We start from the raw sequence: 15,534 nt of genomic DNA on the forward strand, positions 1-15,534 counted from the left end.
ACCTTCATATTATCCGGGGCGACGATTATACACATTATTGCAGCCGGAAGAACCGACGGCTGGGAGCGGGAATAAACAGCAGAAACAGAATTAAAAGATCGGGGAGTTTTTGCATGACCAGGGAATGCAGGATATCACGCTTCGATTCTCCCGCGATGCTAAACAACTCCGGATACCCGTAGCCTAACGACGCCGCCCACAGATATCCGCTCACAATAATTTGTGTCGCCAGGTACACCCAGCGCGCCCAGCTACGGCCTTTCACCAGCGAAAACGCACAATAAATTTCAATAAAGACCAGCACTAAGCTTGCCAGAAAGACCAGGGTTAAGCTCCACGTCTGCACGCTGCGATGAATAAACTCGCCCATCCCGCGTATGCCGAGGGTATTCATAATCATCAGCACATCGAGACCGCGAATCAAAATAATCGCCATAGCCGCAACCTGCACCAGCGTAGGCACATTTAAACGGGCATGTGATGAGGTTGATTGCTTTATAAATCCCAATGAATGTCTTCCCTGAAAATGATGCCGCGACCCGCGCGGCAACGCATTGCCATAGTGGAAGATTTTAGTGGCTTCAGCCGCGTCTTGCACGCTGGATATCGCGAATCCGCTGTTTTTCCGCTCGCGCCATCAGGTACCAGGCAATAAATCCGACGATTCCTACCACGCCGAGGATTAACGTCGCCAGCGCGTTGATTTCCGGGTTCACGCCCATGCGCACGCTGGAGAAAACCAGCATCGGTAGCGTGGTGGCGCCGGGACCGGAAACGAAGCTGGCAATCACCAGATCGTCAAGGGAAAGCGTAAAGGCCAACAGCCAGCCCGAGATCACCGCGGGCATGATCATCGGTAACGTAATGACAAAAAAGACCTTTAACGGCGCCGCGCCAAGATCCATCGCCGCCTCTTCAATCGAACGATCCAGTTCGCGTAATCGCGAAGCGATCACCACTGCCACGTAGGCGGTACAGAACGTGACGTGCGCCAACCAGATGGTCAGCATCCCGCGATCGGAGGGCCAGCCGATAGCATGACCGAGCGCGACAAACAGCAGCAGCAGCGACAGCCCGGTAATCACATCCGGCATCACCAGCGGCGCGGTGATCATAAACGCAAAGCCGTTTGCGCCGCGAAATCGTCCAAATCGCACCATCACCACCGCGGCGATAGTACCGAGCACCACCGCCATCGTCGCCGCGCAGGCGGCAATTGTCAGGCTTAGTCCCACTGCGCTCATCATGGCGGTATCCCGAAAGAGCTCGCCATACCAGCGCGTCGACCATCCCGCCCACACCGTCACCAGCTTCGAACTGTTAAACGAGTAAATCACCAACATTAACATCGGCGCATAGAGAAAAGTAAACCCCAGCACCAGAATCAGAATGCGCCAGGGCGAGCGAACGACCGGTAAGTTATTCATCCATGCTCCCCCACACTTTTTTGCTGATGTTTATGGAACCACATGATCGGGACTATCAGCAGCAGCAACATAATAATGGCGACCGCAGAAGCCACCGGCCAGTCGCGGTTATTGAAAAACTCCTGCCACAGGACGCGACCAATCATGATACTGTCCGGCCCGCCAAGCAGTTCCGGGATCACGAACTCGCCCACTGCCGGGATAAAAACCAGCATCGAGCCGGCGATGATTCCGCCTTTGGTGAGCGGGACAATGATGCTAAAAAATGTTTTCAGCGGTCGGGCGCCGAGATCCAGCGACGCTTCCACCAGCGAATAATCAATACGCGTTAATGCGGTATAAATGGGCAGAACCATAAACGGCAGATACGCATAAACAATGCCGATATAGACGGCCAGGTTAGTGTGCAGGATCGTCAGCGGCTGATCGATAACCCCTAGCCACAGCAACACATTGTTCAGCACACCGTTGTTTTTCAAAATGCCCATCCAGGCATAGACGCGTATTAAAAAAGACGTCCACGAGGGCAGGATCACCAACAGCAGCAGGATATTGCGCGTGGAGGGCTTGCTATGCGCCACCGCCCACGCCAGCGGGTAGCCCAGCAGCAGGCAGCAGATTGTGGAAATACCGGCAATTTGTAACGATTGCAGATAGGCTTCGAAATAGAGCGGATCGTCGGTCAGTTGCAAAAAATTGCCGAGGTTGAGCGTAATCGACAACTGACCGTCAGCCCATTCCAGCAGATCGGTATACGGCGGGATCGCCCGCGCCATTTCCGCCAGACTTATCTTAAAGACGATAAGAAACGGCAGTAAAAACAGTAGAATGAGCCAGATATAAGGCAAAGCAATAACCAGCTTACGCCCATGTTTCATTTGCATTCGCGCCAACCATAGCGCCGCGCCGCCAGGTTTACTGATGCGTGCCGGAGGTTCAAGTGTGCTCATGTTTCCCCCTTATACCGTCAGGACCACGCAGCTATCCGCTTCCCAGCACAAACGCACTTCATCGCCCCAGGTCGGTAACCCTTTCCGGTAACGGTGCGCATTCTGCAGTTGAGCGCTGATCATCTGCCCGCTTTTTAGCCGCACATGATAAATAGACAGATCGCCGAGATACGCAATATGCGCCACTTCGCCGACGGCGAAATTATAGCCATCGGCAGGCGGCGACTCACAGAGCATGATTTTTTCCGGACGTAGCGCCACATATACCGGCACATTATCAACGACAGAGGCATCTGCATCGACTTTTAACGGATGAACCAAACCGGGCGCGTCAATGACCAGACCGTCCTCTTCACGCGCTTTCAGTAAGCCCTCAAAAACATTTACCGATCCGATAAATTCGGCGCTGTAGCGGGTCGTCGGATGCTCGTAAATCTCCTCCGGTTCGCCAATTTGCACAAATTTTCCACGGTTCATGATGGCAATGCGCCCCGCCATCGTCATCGCTTCTTCCTGATCGTGCGTCACCATGACGCAGGTCACGCCGACGCGCTCAAGGATATCCACCACTTCAAGCTGCATCCGGTCGCGTAATTTTTTATCCAGCGCGCCCATCGGTTCATCCAACAAGAGCAGCTTAGGACGTTTCGCCAGGCTGCGCGCCAGGGCCACGCGCTGACGCTGACCGCCGGAAAGCTGATGCGGCTTACGTTTCGCAAACTCCTGCATGTGCACCAGACCCAGCATCTCATTGACGCGGCTGGTAATCTCCGCCTTCGGCAGTTTGTCCTGCTTCAGACCAAAAGCGATGTTCTGCTCTACCGTCATATGCGGAAACAACGCATAGGACTGAAACATCATATTAATCGGACGCTGATACGGCGGAACATGCGCCAGATCGACGCCGTCGAGCATAATTTGCCCGCTGCTCGGCGGTTCAAAACCTGCCAGCATCCGTAGCAGAGTCGATTTTCCACAACCTGACGCGCCCAGCAGGGCAAAAATCTCGCCTTTATAGATAGTCAGACTGACATCATCGACAGCATGTTGCCCGTCGAATGACTTCGTCAGGTTGCGAATTTCCAGAAGCGGCGTCAGCGCTTTACGGGTTTTCACCTGCGGGCGGTGGGGGACATCATTCACAAGGCGCTCTCCGGCATAACACAATCAAACGATACAAACGGTGGAATGCCCGATAGCGCACGCTTATCAGGCCATACCGTTAATAAATTACTTACCGCTTTTCACCTTCGTCCATGCGCGGGTGCGGACGCGATCAATCTTCGGCTCCTGCACTTTCAGGGTAAACAACTTGTCCCGCACATCCGCCGGCGGATAAATTCCCGGGTTATCGCGCACCTGCTGGCTGACCAGCGCCGTCGCCTCTTTATTCGCATTGGCGTAGAAAACGTGATCGGAAATATGGGCAATCACATCAGGGCGCAGCAGATAATTAAGGAACTGGTAGGCCTCGTCTTTATTTTTGGCGTCAGCCGGCATGGCAAACACATCAAAAAACGCCATTGCCCCCTCTTTGGGGATCGAGAAAGAGATATTGACGCCATTTTTCGCCTCTTTCGCCCGGTTAGCGGCCTGCCAGACATCGCCCGCCCAGCCGATGGCCACACAGGTATCGCCATTAGCCAGATCGTTAATGTATTGCGAGGAGTGGAAATAGCGAATGTTTGGCCGTAGCTTCAACAACAGATCGGTTGCCGGGCCGGTGTAGTCATCCGCTTTGCTGCTATTCGGATCTTTACCCAGATAGTTCAGCACGGTGGCAAAAATTTCTTCAGGCGCATCAAGGAAAGAGACGCCGCAGCTTTTTAGCTTCTCCAGATTTTCCGGCTTGAGGACTAAATCCCAGCTATTCACTGGCGCATCATCCCCCAGCACCGCTTTCACTTTATCAACGTTATAGCCAATGCCCGTCGTGGCCCACATATAGGGCATGGCGTATTTGTTGTCAGGATCGTGCTTCGCTACCAGTTTCAGCAGTTCAGGATCGAGGTTTTTCCAGCCGGGAAGTTTGCTTTTATCCAGCGGCTGAAAAACGCCCGCGGTGAGCTGGCGCTCAAGAAAACTGGCCGATGGCACCACCAGATCGAACCCGGTGCTGCCTGCCATTAACTTGCCTTCCAGCACTTCGTTAGAGTCAAAGACATCATAGATAACGTTAATCCCGGTCTCTTTTTCAAAGTTCGCCACCGTGTCCGGCGCGATATAATCTGACCAGTTATAAATGTGCAGCGTTTTTTGTTCGGCAGCGAGCGTGCCGACAGAGACGACCATCAGAGCACCCGCAACCAGACCCGATAGCCATTTTTTCTTTAAGGCGGTCATCATCGCTTTCCTTCTGAAATCCGTTAACAAATGAACCCATTAGGCGTGGTTTAAAACATGCCTGAAATGTGCATACCTTTTCATTTGATACAAATGAAGAAGAGAGGTCGCCCTCCCTGCCATCAAGCTCGCTATAGAAGCTTCGCAAGAATAACTTTAGCTAAGGTTTGAGGCTATAGCCCAGATTAAAAAACGCCTTTTATCAATTTTTTATGCAGGTTTTGTCTATGTGATAAAGCGAAATGGTCAGAAAGGAGGTGAATAATTCTTTAAATAAAGGTTAACGTCAGCATAAAAAAACGTAAACAGCAGCCGCGCTGGCAGCGACTGCCTGATTATCGGGAGGGATCAGTGAAGAAAATGGTCAACCGCGCTGGTTTTTTGCGCGTCTTCTTCCGCGTTAAACAGAAGCTGATGCGCCCCGGCCTCAAGGATCACCATAGAAATCTGCTCTTCACTTTGGCGAACAAACCATTCGAACTGTTCGTAGGTGACGCCTTGCATAACGGATAAAGACTGGCACACAACCAGTTTTGGCAGATTATCATCCTGCATATCGAGAAAGGCTTTTACCGTCAACGAACTGGCGTTGATAGCAGAGAGATCGGCCGCCAGCGGCAGCAACGCGGAAGGCCTGACCTCCGCCATCGCGGAAAAAAGAACGGTGTTGTCCACCAAATCGATTTTAGCATCGTAGACGCCGTCAAAATTCTGCATATGCGGCAAATGCAGCGCCTGGCAGGTATCACATTCGAAGAAATTCATGCCCAGGTCGTCGAGCCATTGACGCAACGTATCCAGAGTGGGAACGACCAGTGATATCATAATAATGTGCTACCTCTTACGATGACGATGAAAAAATTACCGGCACAGCTTACGCAAAAAGCGTGCTTCGTACTACGGCGGAATCCACGATTGCGATTAGCCGCCGATTTTAAGGCAAAATTCAGGCGTAGCGTGACGTTCTATCCACTGAATCATTCGCCCCGCGATATCCACGCCCGTAGTCTTTTCGATACCTTCCAGTCCCGGCGAGGCATTCACCTCCATCACCAGCGGCCCGCGCGCGGCGCGTAAAATATCGACACCCGCCACATCCAGCCCCAGCGTCTGTGCGGCTTTGATGGCGATATCCCGTTCACGGGGCGTGATCGTCGCGATGCTGGCCACCCCGCCACGATGAAGATTGGAGCGAAAATCACCGGCTTTCGCGCACCGCTCAATCGCCGCCACAACCTCATTGCCGACGACCAGACAACGAATATCGCATCCTTTAGCTTCGCCAATGTATTCCTGAACCAGGATATGGGCATTCAGCCCCCGAAACGCATCAATAACGCTTTCAGCAGCCTGACGCGTCTCCGCCAATACCACGCCGATCCCTTGCGTGCCTTCTACCAGCTTCACGACCAGCGGCGCCCCGCCAACCATCTTAATAAGATCGCTGGTATCATCCGGCGAATGGGCGATCCCGGTAATGGGAAGATCGATCCCCTGGCGCGCCAGAAGTTGTAGCGATCGCAGCTTATCGCGCGCGCGGGTAATGGCGACGGATTCATTCAGCGGATAACTACCCAGTAGCTCAAACTGACGTAGCGCAGCGGTACCATAAAAGGTAATGGCCGAACCAATACGGGGAATAACGGCGTCAAAATGGGGCAGACGACGCCCCTTGTAATGGATCGACGACGCAGCCGGATTAATATTCATATAGCAGGAAAGAGGATCGAGTATCTCGACCAGATGGCCGCGCCGCATCGCCGCTTCGCGCAGACGTTTGCAAGAATAGAGCGTTCCATCCCTGGACAATATGGCAATTTTCACCCTGCACCTCGCTGAAAACCCTGAAAAGCCCGCGTATCATACACTGGCCCGCAGGTTTTAGCGCGTCGCCCAGCCCTGTTTATGCAAATATTCAAGGATAAATGGGCGATTTTCTTTAATCAGGGTGCGACGGATATGATCGCTCCAGGTATCGCGTCGCGTATTACTGCCGCGGGTCAGATAATACTCAGCCAACTGCTCGTCATAGCGCGCCAGCAGCTTTTCATCAAGCGGTTGGTACTGGTTCTCATGAACCACAAGCTCGGCAGGCAGGCGCGGTTTCAGATCCGGATTATCCGCAGGCCATCCCAAACACAGGCCAAAGAGCGGCAATACATGCTTCGGCAATTTTAACAGTTCTGTAACAGATTCAATATTGTTACGGATGCCGCCGATATATACGCCGCCTAACCCCAGTGATTCCGCCGCCGTCAGCGCATTTTGCCCCATCATCGCCGTATCGACGACACCGAGCAGCAGTTGCTCGGCAAGCCCCAACTGCGCGTCAGGGCAGATCTGCAAATGACGATTAAAATCGGCGCAAAATACCCAGAACTCAGCGGCCTGCGCCACATGCTTTTGCCCGCCCGTCAGGGGCACTAACGCCTCGCGCAGCGCCCTATCGGTAATACGGATAATAGAGCTGCACTGTAAAAAACTGGAACTGGACGTGCTGCGCGCGGCGGCAATAATGGCCTCTCGCTGCGCGTCAGTCACGGGTTCATCGGTGAAATGGCGAATAGAACGATGGCCACAAAGAAGTTCAATGGTCGGACTCATTATGCTTTTCTCTATCTGAACGGGAAGAAATGTCGGGTGGACGTTTCATCAACTGCGGCGCCAGTAACTGCGCAATACGCCACATCATCGCCACCGCGGCGGGGAGGATCAACACGACGCCGAGGAAAACCATCAATACGCCAGCCAGCGACGTATTGAACGGCGCGGGCAGCGTAAGGTAATGATTAAGCGATAGCAGAGCAAGCGCCAGCAAAATCATACCGAGGCATTCCAGTATCAGTATGCTTTTGGGTAACACGCCAATCGTGCGCATATCAAGCCTCCCGGTTAACTGACGCACAGTGTAGAACGTTCTGGTCCGGCGTGCTTAACAGATATAGCCCTGGGTTATCAAAGGAACAGGCGTAACCTGCTTTTCATCTGCCGTAAATCGCGGCATGATAACACCTGTTCGCCGTCTGGCTTTATGTTCGAGGAGAGATATGTTTACTGTTATTTTTGGCCGCCCAGGGTGCCCTTATTGCGTGCGTGCAAAAGAGTTGGCGGAAAAACTGAGCAAAGAACGCGACGATTTTAACTACCGCTATATTGATATCCATGCTGAAGGCATTACTAAAGCGGATTTGGAAAAAACCGTAGGTAAACCTGTAGAAACCGTACCGCAGATTTTTGTCGATCAAAAACATATCGGCGGCTGTACGGATTTTGAAGCATGGGCAAAAGAAAATCTGAATCTTTTCGCCTGATTGCTCTGGCAACGCCCTCTACCGGAGGGCGCTATCGGCGTTTTTTTCGCCGGTGGCTAAACAGGCTGCTAATAAACAAATAGCAGAGCGCGCCTAACGCACACCAGAATACGGCGCTAAATAACCACGCCAGTTCTTGCCAAAACGATCGGGTAGGCATAAATACCACGCGCATTAACACCAGGCAAAACGGCGCCGCCAGCATCGCCCCGATCAGCGGTCGGATCACCTCGCGTCGGTGAGAACAAAAACTGGCCACCGCACCAGGCAACGTAAAAAATAACAGTCCAATCTCAGGATGCCCTGCCGCGCGAAAAGCGCCTTGTACATGCATAGTTAATGAAAGACACACCACAATAAAGAGTACAAAGCAGCAGACAACGCTTGCCCACCCGTGTTTATGTTTCAATCGTTCCTCCTGACACTCTCTATCGAACACGCTTTCCGCCGTGAGGCATCCAGTCAGATAAAGTCATGTGGCATTCCATGCCAAAAACACACCTGCACGATTCTTATAGCCGTTAGTACGCAATAAGATTAAACTAGCAGGATATATTGTTGTGTTGTTTTTATTTGGATGCTGTATGCAATACGATTGCACCCTTAATTCATGATAAAAACAGTAGCGTAAATTACCATTTCTTTCAACAGCTTACTCGTAAACAAGAAGTTAGTCTCCGTGAATATAAACGTCGCAGATTTGTTAAATGGGAATTACATCCTGTTATTATTTGTGGTCCTGGCTCTTGGCCTGTGTCTTGGCAAGTTACGTCTGGGTTCAGTCCAACTTGGTAATTCCATTGGCGTTTTAGTGGTCTCTCTATTATTAGGGCAGCAACACTTCAGTATTAACACCGACGCGCTAAATCTGGGATTTATGCTGTTTATTTTTTGTGTCGGCGTCGAGGCTGGCCCCAACTTTTTTTCGATTTTTTTTCGCGACGGTAAAAATTATCTGATGCTTGCCCTGGTCATGGTCGGTAGCGCTCTGCTAATCGCCTTAGGCCTTGGTAAGCTATTCGGCTGGGATATCGGCCTGACGGCCGGTATGCTGGCCGGCTCAATGACATCCACGCCCGTGCTGGTTGGCGCAGGCGATACCCTGCGACATTCCGGCATCGCCAGCACCCAACTCTCCTCCGCTCTTGATAATCTGAGCCTGGGCTATGCCCTGACCTATCTGATTGGGTTGGTCAGTCTGATCGTGGGCGCGCGCTACTTGCCTAAACTGCAGCATCAGGATTTGCAAACCAGCGCCCAGCAAATTGCTCGCGAGCGCGGTCTGGATACCGATGCTAATCGAAAGGTTTATTTGCCGGTTATCCGCGCCTATCGGGTTGGCCCGGAACTGGTGGCCTGGACTGATGGTAAAAACCTGCGCGAGCTGGGTATTTACCGCCAGACAGGCTGCTATATCGAACGTATTCGCCGTAACGGTATTCTGGCGAACCCGGATGGCGATGCGGTGCTGCAAATGGGCGATGAGATTGCGCTGGTCGGCTATCCGGACGCGCACGCCAGGCTCGATCCCAGCTTCCGTAATGGTAAGGAAGTGTTTGATCGCGATCTGCTTGATATGCGCATCGTGACGGAAGAAATTGTGGTGAAAAACCACAATGCGGTCGGTCGCCGCCTCGCTCAGCTCAAGCTGACCGATCATGGCTGCTTCCTTAACCGCGTCATCCGCAGCCAGATCGAAATGCCTATCGACGATAACGTCGTGCTGAATAAAGGCGACGTGTTACAGGTGAGCGGCGACGCCAGACGCGTAAAAACCATCGCCGATCGCATTGGTTTTATTTCGATCCATAGTCAGGTGACGGACCTGCTCGCCTTCTGCGCTTTTTTTATCATCGGGTTAATGATCGGGATGATTACCTTCCAGTTCAGCAATTTTAGTTTCGGCATCGGCAACGCGGCCGGATTGCTGTTCGCCGGGATCATGCTCGGTTTCCTGCGCGCTAACCATCCTACCTTTGGTTATATTCCGCAGGGCGCGCTTAACATGGTGAAAGAATTCGGCTTGATGGTATTTATGGCAGGCGTTGGTTTAAGCGCTGGCAGCGGTATCAGCAACGGTCTGGGCGCGGTCGGCGGACAAATGCTGATCGCCGGGCTTGTCGTCAGCCTGGTACCGGTGGTGATCTGCTTCTTGTTTGGCGCTTATGTGCTGCGCATGAACCGGGCGCTGCTGTTCGGCGCCATGATGGGCGCGCGTACCTGCGCCCCGGCGATGGAAATCATTAGCGATACGGCGCGCAGTAATATTCCAGCACTGGGTTATGCGGGGACTTACGCTATCGCCAACGTTCTGCTAACGCTGGCGGGGACGCTTATTGTCATCATCTGGCCGGGGTTAGGATAAAACTGAAGTTTGCCTTTAAGTGAAAAAATTTTGCCAATAGGTCGAACTTTTCGTTAAAGCATCAGTCATACCTATTGCCACTGCTTTTCTTTGATGTCCCCATTTTGTGGAGCCCATCAACCCCGCCATTTCGGTTCAAGGTTGGTGGGTTTTTTGTTGCCTGACGCAGAGTGACACGACATTGACTCTCCGGCGATTCGCTTTACCATCTGTAAAATCGCTTCACGCGCCAGCGGCGTTCGATCCGTTACAAAATGCAGCGTCATCCCCTCGATAAACGCATCCAGCGCGCGGGCGGTCTGCGCGTCAAACCACTGCGCCAGCGTATTCTGGCTACGCTGCATCCAGTTTTGCATGACTATTTTTAACGCTGGCTTATCGCTGGCATAGGCATATAACTGATACATTAACGCCATATTATCCGGCGTCGTAACCTGCGAGCCGTAAATCATTTCCGTTATCGCCTGGCACGCCCCCTCCGCATCCGTCACCTGCGCAAAAAAATCCTGGTATTGACGCGACATGTTCTCGGTGAAAAGTGTAAAAGCTTCACTCAATAACGCATCCATACCGGCAAAATAGTAGGTCATCGAGCCAAGCGGCACCTGAGCGATAGCGGCGATTTTCCGGTGCGTCACGGCATGAACGCCATAGGTCTTTACCGCTTCCAGTGTGGCCTGAATTATTTTTTCCCGTCGCTTAGGATCATTGGCGCGTCTTACGGCATTTTCTTTCATGATGAGTTCCACATCTCATTCAGGATGCAGGCGATAGTAGCCTGCCGTTTACGCTGAAAAAACAGACAGTAAAAACTGTCTGCACAATGAAGTATGACGATGATATGTACAAATGTACACAAGCTTGCTAATGTTTACCTCTCGCTTCTATTTTCTGGCCTGACGCTATGACCGTCCTCTCCTCACGTAACGCCTTAAAACGCCGTACCTGGGCGCTGTTTATGTTCTTCTTTTTACCCGGACTGCTGATGGCCTCCTGGGCAACCCGAACGCCTGCTATTCGGGATATTCTTTCCGTCTCTACCGCGGAAATGGGGGCGGTCTTATTCGGGCTTTCTATCGGTTCAATGAGCGGTATTCTTTGTTCCGCCTGGCTGGTGAAACGATTTGGCACCCGGAAGGTTATTCGCACGACGATGACCTGCGCAGTAACCGGGATGGTTATTCTTAGCGTCGCGCTGTGGTGCGCCTCGCCGCTGATTTTTGCCCTTGGATTAGCCGTTTTCGGCGCCAGTTTTGGCGCCGCCGAAGTGGCGATTAATGTCGAAGGCGCGGCGGTCGAACGCGAGCTGAATAAAACCGTTCTGCCGATGATGCATGGTTTCTACAGTTTCGGCACGCTGGCGGGCGCTGGTGTCGGCATGGCGTTAACCGCATTAAGCGTCCCGGCTAACATCCATATCATCCTCGCGGCTGCCGTGGCGATCGCGCCCATTTTTATCGCCATTCGGGCGATCCCTGACGGTACGGGTAAAAACGCATCGGAAGATGCTCACCTTCAGGAAAAAGGATTACCTTTTTATCGGGACATCCAGCTTTTGCTTATTGGCGTGGTGGTGCTGGCAATGGCATTCGCCGAAGGCTCTGCGAATGACTGGCTGCCGCTACTGATGGTAGACGGACACGGTTTTAGCCCAACCTCCGGCTCTCTGATCTACGCCGGTTTCACGCTTGGTATGACCGTTGGCCGCTTTACCGGCGGCTGGTTTATTGACCGCTATAGCCGGGTGACGGTTGTTCGCGCCAGCGCGTTGATGGGAGCGCTGGGCATTGGCCTGATTATTTTTGTCGATAGCGACTGGGTCGCCGGCGTCTCGGTCATTCTTTGGGGCTTAGGCGCTTCGCTCGGCTTCCCGCTGACCATTTCCGCCGCCAGCGATACCGGTCCCGACGCGCCGACGCGCGTGAGCGTTGTCGCCACGACCGGCTATCTGGCGTTTTTGGTCGGGCCGCCGCTGTTGGGCTATCTGGGAGAGCATTATGGATTACGCAGCGCCATGATGGTTGTGCTGGCGCTGGTTATTCTGGCGGCGCTGGTGGCGAAGGCCGTCGCCAAACCTGTATCGACTCCGCAACCGGTGATGGAGCATAACGCATGAGTATCAAATTAATCGCCGTCGACATGGACGGCACTTTTCTGAGCGATCAAAAAACCTATAACCGTGACCGGTTTATGGCGCAGTACCAACAAATGAAGCGGCAAGGCATTCGCTTTGTCGTGGCCAGCGGCAACCAGTATTACCAGTTAATCTCGTTCTTTCCGGAAATTGCGCACGAAATCGCTTTTGTCGCGGAAAACGGCGGTTGGGTGGTCAGCGAAGGAGAGGATATTTTTAACGGCGAGCTGACAAAAGCCGACTTCCAGACGGTTGTCGAACACCTGCTCACACGCGCCGATGTGGAGATTATCGCCTGTGGAAAAAACAGCGCCTATACGCTGAAACGGTACAACGATGCGTTAAAAGCCGTTGCGGCAATGTATTATCATCGTCTGGAGTTTGTGGATAATTTTAATAACATCAACGATGTCTTTTTCAAATTCGGCCTTAATATTACCGATGAACGGATACCGGAAGTACAGGCGGCACTGCACGACGCCATTGGCGATATCATGGTCCCCGTTCATACCGGCTATGGCAGTATTGATTTAATAATTCCCGGCGTGCATAAAGCCAACGGCCTGCGTCTGTTACAGCAGCGCTGGGGCATTCATGATAGTGAAGTGGTGGTATTCGGCGACGGCGGCAACGATATTGAGATGCTGCGTCAGGCCGGGTTTAGTTTTGCCATGTCGCACGCCAGCGAAGCGGTCGCGGCGGCGGCGAAATACCGCGCCGGATCGAACAACCAGGAAGGCGTGCTGGATATCATCGACAGCGTATTAAACAACGAGCCGCCGTTTAACATCTAGCGGATGCCTCTCTATGCCTGATAACAGAAAGCTTATCAGGCGTAGCCGCTCTCTCAGACTGTTTGCAAATTCCCCGTCCGCTTATCTTTTAAGAAGACCAGCATCAGCAGTAGCCAAAGAATACCGTTTGCCAGATTAAACAGGCTAAATAGACCATTGCCGCCACTTAACCAGGCGTGTTTACTGACTTCAATGCCAACGGTAAAAATCAGCATTTGTATCATTCCCATCGCCGCCGAGACCGTTCCTTTACTCATATCGCTGGAGAAGAGCGTCAGGCGCACCAGTCCGGCATTCGCCAGCCCAATGCCAAAAGCGTATACGCTTAATCCCGCCGTCATCCATAAATAAGCATGGGATGAAACCACCGTCGCCGCCGCGGCGATGATCAGCCCCGCGACGATAGGCCAGCCGCCCATCACGATCAGCGAGCGAACCGTACGTCGGGAGGTTAAACGCGCCAACACCAGATTACCGGCAATGAGCGCGCCAAAAACGGGCACCTGCAGCAGACCATATTCATAGCTGCTGAGCTGTTCGCCGCTAATGATGATAATCGGCGACTGCGCAATCCAGGCCAACAGCGGCAGGCTGACAAATCCCAGCGCTAACGCCCCTGCGACGAACCGCCGGTTTTTTATCACCAGTCGATAATCCCGGCCCAGCGCCTTAAATGACAGCGTTTCGCCCCGCCGCGTGGCGGTCTCCGGCATTGCGCGCTGTAGCCCGAAAAAGGCGATAGCGGCCAGTGCGGCAAATAAAATAAACATCCCCTCCCACGGCAGAACATGCACCCATGCCGCCCCAACCAGTGGTCCCAGTAGCGGCGCGATTAACGCCACGTTCGCCATCAGCGCGGTAATTTTTATACACACCGCTTCCTCAAAGGATTCCTGAATAGCGGCATACCCTACAGCGCCGATAAAACACAGGCTAATCCCTTGCAAAAAACGCAGGAAGGTAAATTGTTCGATGTTTTTCGCCAGTAACGTCGCCAGGCAGGTGACAATAAACCACACGACGCCCGCCAGCATCACGGGACGACGGCCAATCCGGTCAGACAACGGGCCAAGCAGCCATTGTAAGAACATACCGCCCGCCAGATAAGCGGTCATGGACGTCGGAACCCAGTCCAGACCCGCCTGATACTGCTCAACCACCGCCAGCATACCCGGCTGGATCATGTCGTTGCCAATATAAGTAGAAAATTCGTACAGCACCAGACAGAGAGGAAAAAGCAGCGCCTGACGTCCCAGCCTGCCGCCTGATTGTAAACGATTCTGCATACCATCTCTTCGCCAATAAAAACCGCGCAGAGTGTAATGAAAGTCGGGGAACTGAGATAGCGAATTATGAGGCTGCAAGGGAAATAGCGCACATTTTTACAGAAAGCCGCTTAGCGCTTGCGTACTTTAAGGTTAATTTAAGTTTGCGCCGTTATCATCGACATTATTTTATGCCATTGTCTTAAATCTCTTCATGTTGCCGCCAAATAAGACAATACTGCTTTTCCTCTCTGTTACGCTGCATTTATGCTCAGTTTGCACGGGGATGAGCTGGCTATCCCTTTTGATTTCATTGCTCCGAGCCTGGATGTTATGCTGGAAAACCTTAACAACTCGCTGTTTTATTTTATTAACGCCACGCCTGATTCCGCGCAGTGGACGATTTCGCTCGCTATCTTTATCGCCAAAGATGTCATCAACATCGTCCCGCTCTTAGCCGTGGTACTCTGGCTGTGGGGTCCCCGCGATCGGGTCTGCGCCCAGCGTCAGCTGATCGTTAAAATCGGCATCGCGCTGATTATCAGTCTGGCGGTCTCCTGGACAATGGGACACCTTTTCCCGCACGACCGTCCGTTTGTCGATCATATCGGCTATAACTTCCTGCATCATGCCGCCGATGACTCGTTCCCCAGCGATCACGGTACGGTGATTTTTACCTTTGCGCTGGCGTTTTTGTTCTGGCACCGCCTCTGGTCAGGCATCGTGATGATGGCGATAGCCATGACCATCGCCTGGTCGCGCGTCTATCTCGGCGTACACTGGCCGTTAGATATGATTGGCGCGCTGCTGGTAGCGATGCTTGGCTGCCTGAGCGCACAGCTGATCTGGCAATGGTACGGCGCGCCGCTCTACCAGGCGCTGCAACGTTGTTACCGTTTCTGTTTCGCATTGCCCATTCGAAAAGGCTGGGTACGTGACTAAATA

General features: G+C 52.7%; 17 protein-coding genes. 5 read left to right on the forward strand and 12 right to left on the reverse strand.

Features of this window, described 5'->3' with window-relative positions; all coding sequences use genetic code 11:
* Positions 1–34: 34 nt before the first annotated feature.
* The 9 genes from QEN32_RS14190 to QEN32_RS14230 form a co-directional block, all read right to left on the reverse strand.
* Entirely contained in the window at positions 35–508 is a 474-nt protein-coding gene (locus QEN32_RS14190; RefSeq protein ID WP_001668047.1) for a YbjO family protein, read from the reverse strand.
* Positions 509–581: 73 nt separating this feature from the next.
* Positions 582–1,427: a putrescine ABC transporter permease PotI gene (gene potI / locus QEN32_RS14195; protein WP_001061629.1), complete on the reverse strand. Its 846-nt coding sequence runs from the start codon at positions 1,425–1,427 to the stop codon at positions 582–584.
* A complete protein-coding gene (potH, locus tag QEN32_RS14200; protein ID WP_000105453.1) occupies positions 1,424–2,377 on the reverse strand; it encodes a putrescine ABC transporter permease PotH in 954 nt (317 codons plus the stop codon). The genes potI and potH overlap by 4 nt, the downstream gene beginning before the upstream one ends.
* Positions 2,378–2,386: 9 nt before the next feature.
* Positions 2,387–3,520: a putrescine ABC transporter ATP-binding subunit PotG gene (potG, locus tag QEN32_RS14205; RefSeq protein WP_001000698.1), complete on the reverse strand. Its 1,134-nt coding sequence runs from the start codon at positions 3,518–3,520 to the stop codon at positions 2,387–2,389.
* Positions 3,521–3,607: 87 nt separating this feature from the next.
* Complete coding sequence (potF, locus tag QEN32_RS14210; RefSeq protein WP_023138441.1) at positions 3,608–4,720, reverse strand: spermidine/putrescine ABC transporter substrate-binding protein PotF; 1,113 nt, start codon at positions 4,718–4,720, stop codon at positions 3,608–3,610.
* 348 nt (positions 4,721–5,068) lie between these two features.
* Positions 5,069–5,545: a YbjN domain-containing protein gene (locus tag QEN32_RS14215; protein WP_000624814.1), complete on the reverse strand. Its 477-nt coding sequence runs from the start codon at positions 5,543–5,545 to the stop codon at positions 5,069–5,071.
* Positions 5,546–5,641: 96 nt separating this feature from the next.
* Positions 5,642–6,544: a 30S ribosomal protein S6--L-glutamate ligase gene (gene rimK / locus QEN32_RS14220; protein ID WP_126524166.1), complete on the reverse strand. Its 903-nt coding sequence runs from the start codon at positions 6,542–6,544 to the stop codon at positions 5,642–5,644.
* Between the two features lie 57 nt (positions 6,545–6,601).
* Positions 6,602–7,324 (reverse strand): nitroreductase NfsA, encoded by a 723-nt coding sequence (gene nfsA, locus QEN32_RS14225; RefSeq protein ID WP_000075300.1) that lies wholly within the window; start codon positions 7,322–7,324, stop codon positions 6,602–6,604.
* Positions 7,308–7,598 (reverse strand): YbjC family protein, encoded by a 291-nt coding sequence (locus tag QEN32_RS14230; protein ID WP_023138442.1) that lies wholly within the window; start codon positions 7,596–7,598, stop codon positions 7,308–7,310. Before QEN32_RS14230 ends, nfsA begins: the two co-directional genes overlap by 17 nt.
* A 169-nt stretch (positions 7,599–7,767) precedes the next feature.
* Here QEN32_RS14230 and QEN32_RS14235 point away from each other — a divergent pair, with 169 nt between their 5' ends.
* Positions 7,768–8,031 (forward strand): GrxA family glutaredoxin, encoded by a 264-nt coding sequence (locus tag QEN32_RS14235; protein WP_000495513.1) that lies wholly within the window; start codon positions 7,768–7,770, stop codon positions 8,029–8,031.
* A gap of 31 nt (positions 8,032–8,062) precedes the next feature.
* Here QEN32_RS14235 and QEN32_RS14240 read toward each other — a convergent pair whose 3' ends face one another.
* Positions 8,063–8,440 (reverse strand): inner membrane protein YbjM, encoded by a 378-nt coding sequence (locus tag QEN32_RS14240; RefSeq protein WP_000680850.1) that lies wholly within the window; start codon positions 8,438–8,440, stop codon positions 8,063–8,065.
* Between the two features lie 270 nt (positions 8,441–8,710).
* Between QEN32_RS14240 and QEN32_RS14245 the strand changes: the two genes are divergently transcribed.
* Positions 8,711–10,396 carry an aspartate:alanine antiporter gene (locus QEN32_RS14245; RefSeq protein WP_001024853.1) on the forward strand — a complete coding sequence of 562 codons (1,686 nt, stop codon included), beginning with the start codon at positions 8,711–8,713 and terminating at the stop codon, positions 10,394–10,396.
* A gap of 116 nt (positions 10,397–10,512) precedes the next feature.
* On the opposite strand, the gene QEN32_RS14250 is transcribed toward QEN32_RS14245, so the two are convergent.
* Positions 10,513–11,133: a TetR/AcrR family transcriptional regulator gene (locus QEN32_RS14250; protein WP_000661873.1), complete on the reverse strand. Its 621-nt coding sequence runs from the start codon at positions 11,131–11,133 to the stop codon at positions 10,513–10,515.
* Positions 11,134–11,300: 167 nt separating this feature from the next.
* Between QEN32_RS14250 and QEN32_RS14255 the strand changes: the two genes are divergently transcribed.
* Entirely contained in the window at positions 11,301–12,512 is a 1,212-nt protein-coding gene (locus tag QEN32_RS14255) for an MFS transporter (protein ID WP_000217430.1), read from the forward strand.
* Positions 12,509–13,324 (forward strand): Cof-type HAD-IIB family hydrolase, encoded by an 816-nt coding sequence (locus QEN32_RS14260; RefSeq protein ID WP_000023553.1) that lies wholly within the window; start codon positions 12,509–12,511, stop codon positions 13,322–13,324. Before QEN32_RS14255 ends, QEN32_RS14260 begins: the two co-directional genes overlap by 4 nt.
* 53 nt (positions 13,325–13,377) lie before the next feature.
* Here QEN32_RS14260 and QEN32_RS14265 read toward each other — a convergent pair whose 3' ends face one another.
* Positions 13,378–14,610: an MFS transporter gene (locus tag QEN32_RS14265; RefSeq protein WP_197397562.1), complete on the reverse strand. Its 1,233-nt coding sequence runs from the start codon at positions 14,608–14,610 to the stop codon at positions 13,378–13,380.
* Between the two features lie 312 nt (positions 14,611–14,922).
* Here QEN32_RS14265 and ybjG point away from each other — a divergent pair, with 312 nt between their 5' ends.
* On the forward strand, positions 14,923–15,531 hold the full coding sequence (ybjG, locus tag QEN32_RS14270) for an undecaprenyl-diphosphate phosphatase (protein ID WP_023181381.1): 609 nt from the start codon (positions 14,923–14,925) through the stop codon (positions 15,529–15,531).
* Positions 15,532–15,534: the final 3 nt, after the last annotated feature.

The sequence above is a fragment of the Salmonella sp. SA14318 genome (assembly GCF_029866905.1).
In the GTDB taxonomy this organism is placed as follows: Bacteria; Pseudomonadota; Gammaproteobacteria; order Enterobacterales; family Enterobacteriaceae; genus Salmonella; species Salmonella enterica.

Bases quoted from the DNA above. Each gene is read 5' to 3' on its own strand.
- potF (WP_023138441.1), bottom strand. From the start codon at position 4,720: ATGACCGCCTTAAAGAAAAAATGGCTATCGGGTCTGGTTGCGGGTGCT.
- QEN32_RS14230 (WP_023138442.1), bottom strand. From the start codon at position 7,598: ATGCGCACGATTGGCGTGTTACCCAAAAGCATACTGATACTGGAATGC.
- QEN32_RS14250 (WP_000661873.1), bottom strand. From the start codon at position 11,133: ATGAAAGAAAATGCCGTAAGACGCGCCAATGATCCTAAGCGACGGGAA.
- nfsA (WP_000075300.1), bottom strand. From the start codon at position 7,324: ATGAGTCCGACCATTGAACTTCTTTGTGGCCATCGTTCTATTCGCCAT.
- QEN32_RS14215 (WP_000624814.1), bottom strand. From the start codon at position 5,545: ATGATATCACTGGTCGTTCCCACTCTGGATACGTTGCGTCAATGGCTC.
- QEN32_RS14260 (WP_000023553.1), top strand. From the start codon at position 12,509: ATGAGTATCAAATTAATCGCCGTCGACATGGACGGCACTTTTCTGAGC.
- QEN32_RS14265 (WP_197397562.1), bottom strand. From the start codon at position 14,610: ATGCAGAATCGTTTACAATCAGGCGGCAGGCTGGGACGTCAGGCGCTG.
- QEN32_RS14255 (WP_000217430.1), top strand. From the start codon at position 11,301: ATGACCGTCCTCTCCTCACGTAACGCCTTAAAACGCCGTACCTGGGCG.
- potH (WP_000105453.1), bottom strand. From the start codon at position 2,377: ATGAGCACACTTGAACCTCCGGCACGCATCAGTAAACCTGGCGGCGCG.
- QEN32_RS14235 (WP_000495513.1), top strand. From the start codon at position 7,768: ATGTTTACTGTTATTTTTGGCCGCCCAGGGTGCCCTTATTGCGTGCGT.
- potI (WP_001061629.1), bottom strand. From the start codon at position 1,427: ATGAATAACTTACCGGTCGTTCGCTCGCCCTGGCGCATTCTGATTCTG.
- ybjG (WP_023181381.1), top strand. From the start codon at position 14,923: ATGCTGGAAAACCTTAACAACTCGCTGTTTTATTTTATTAACGCCACG.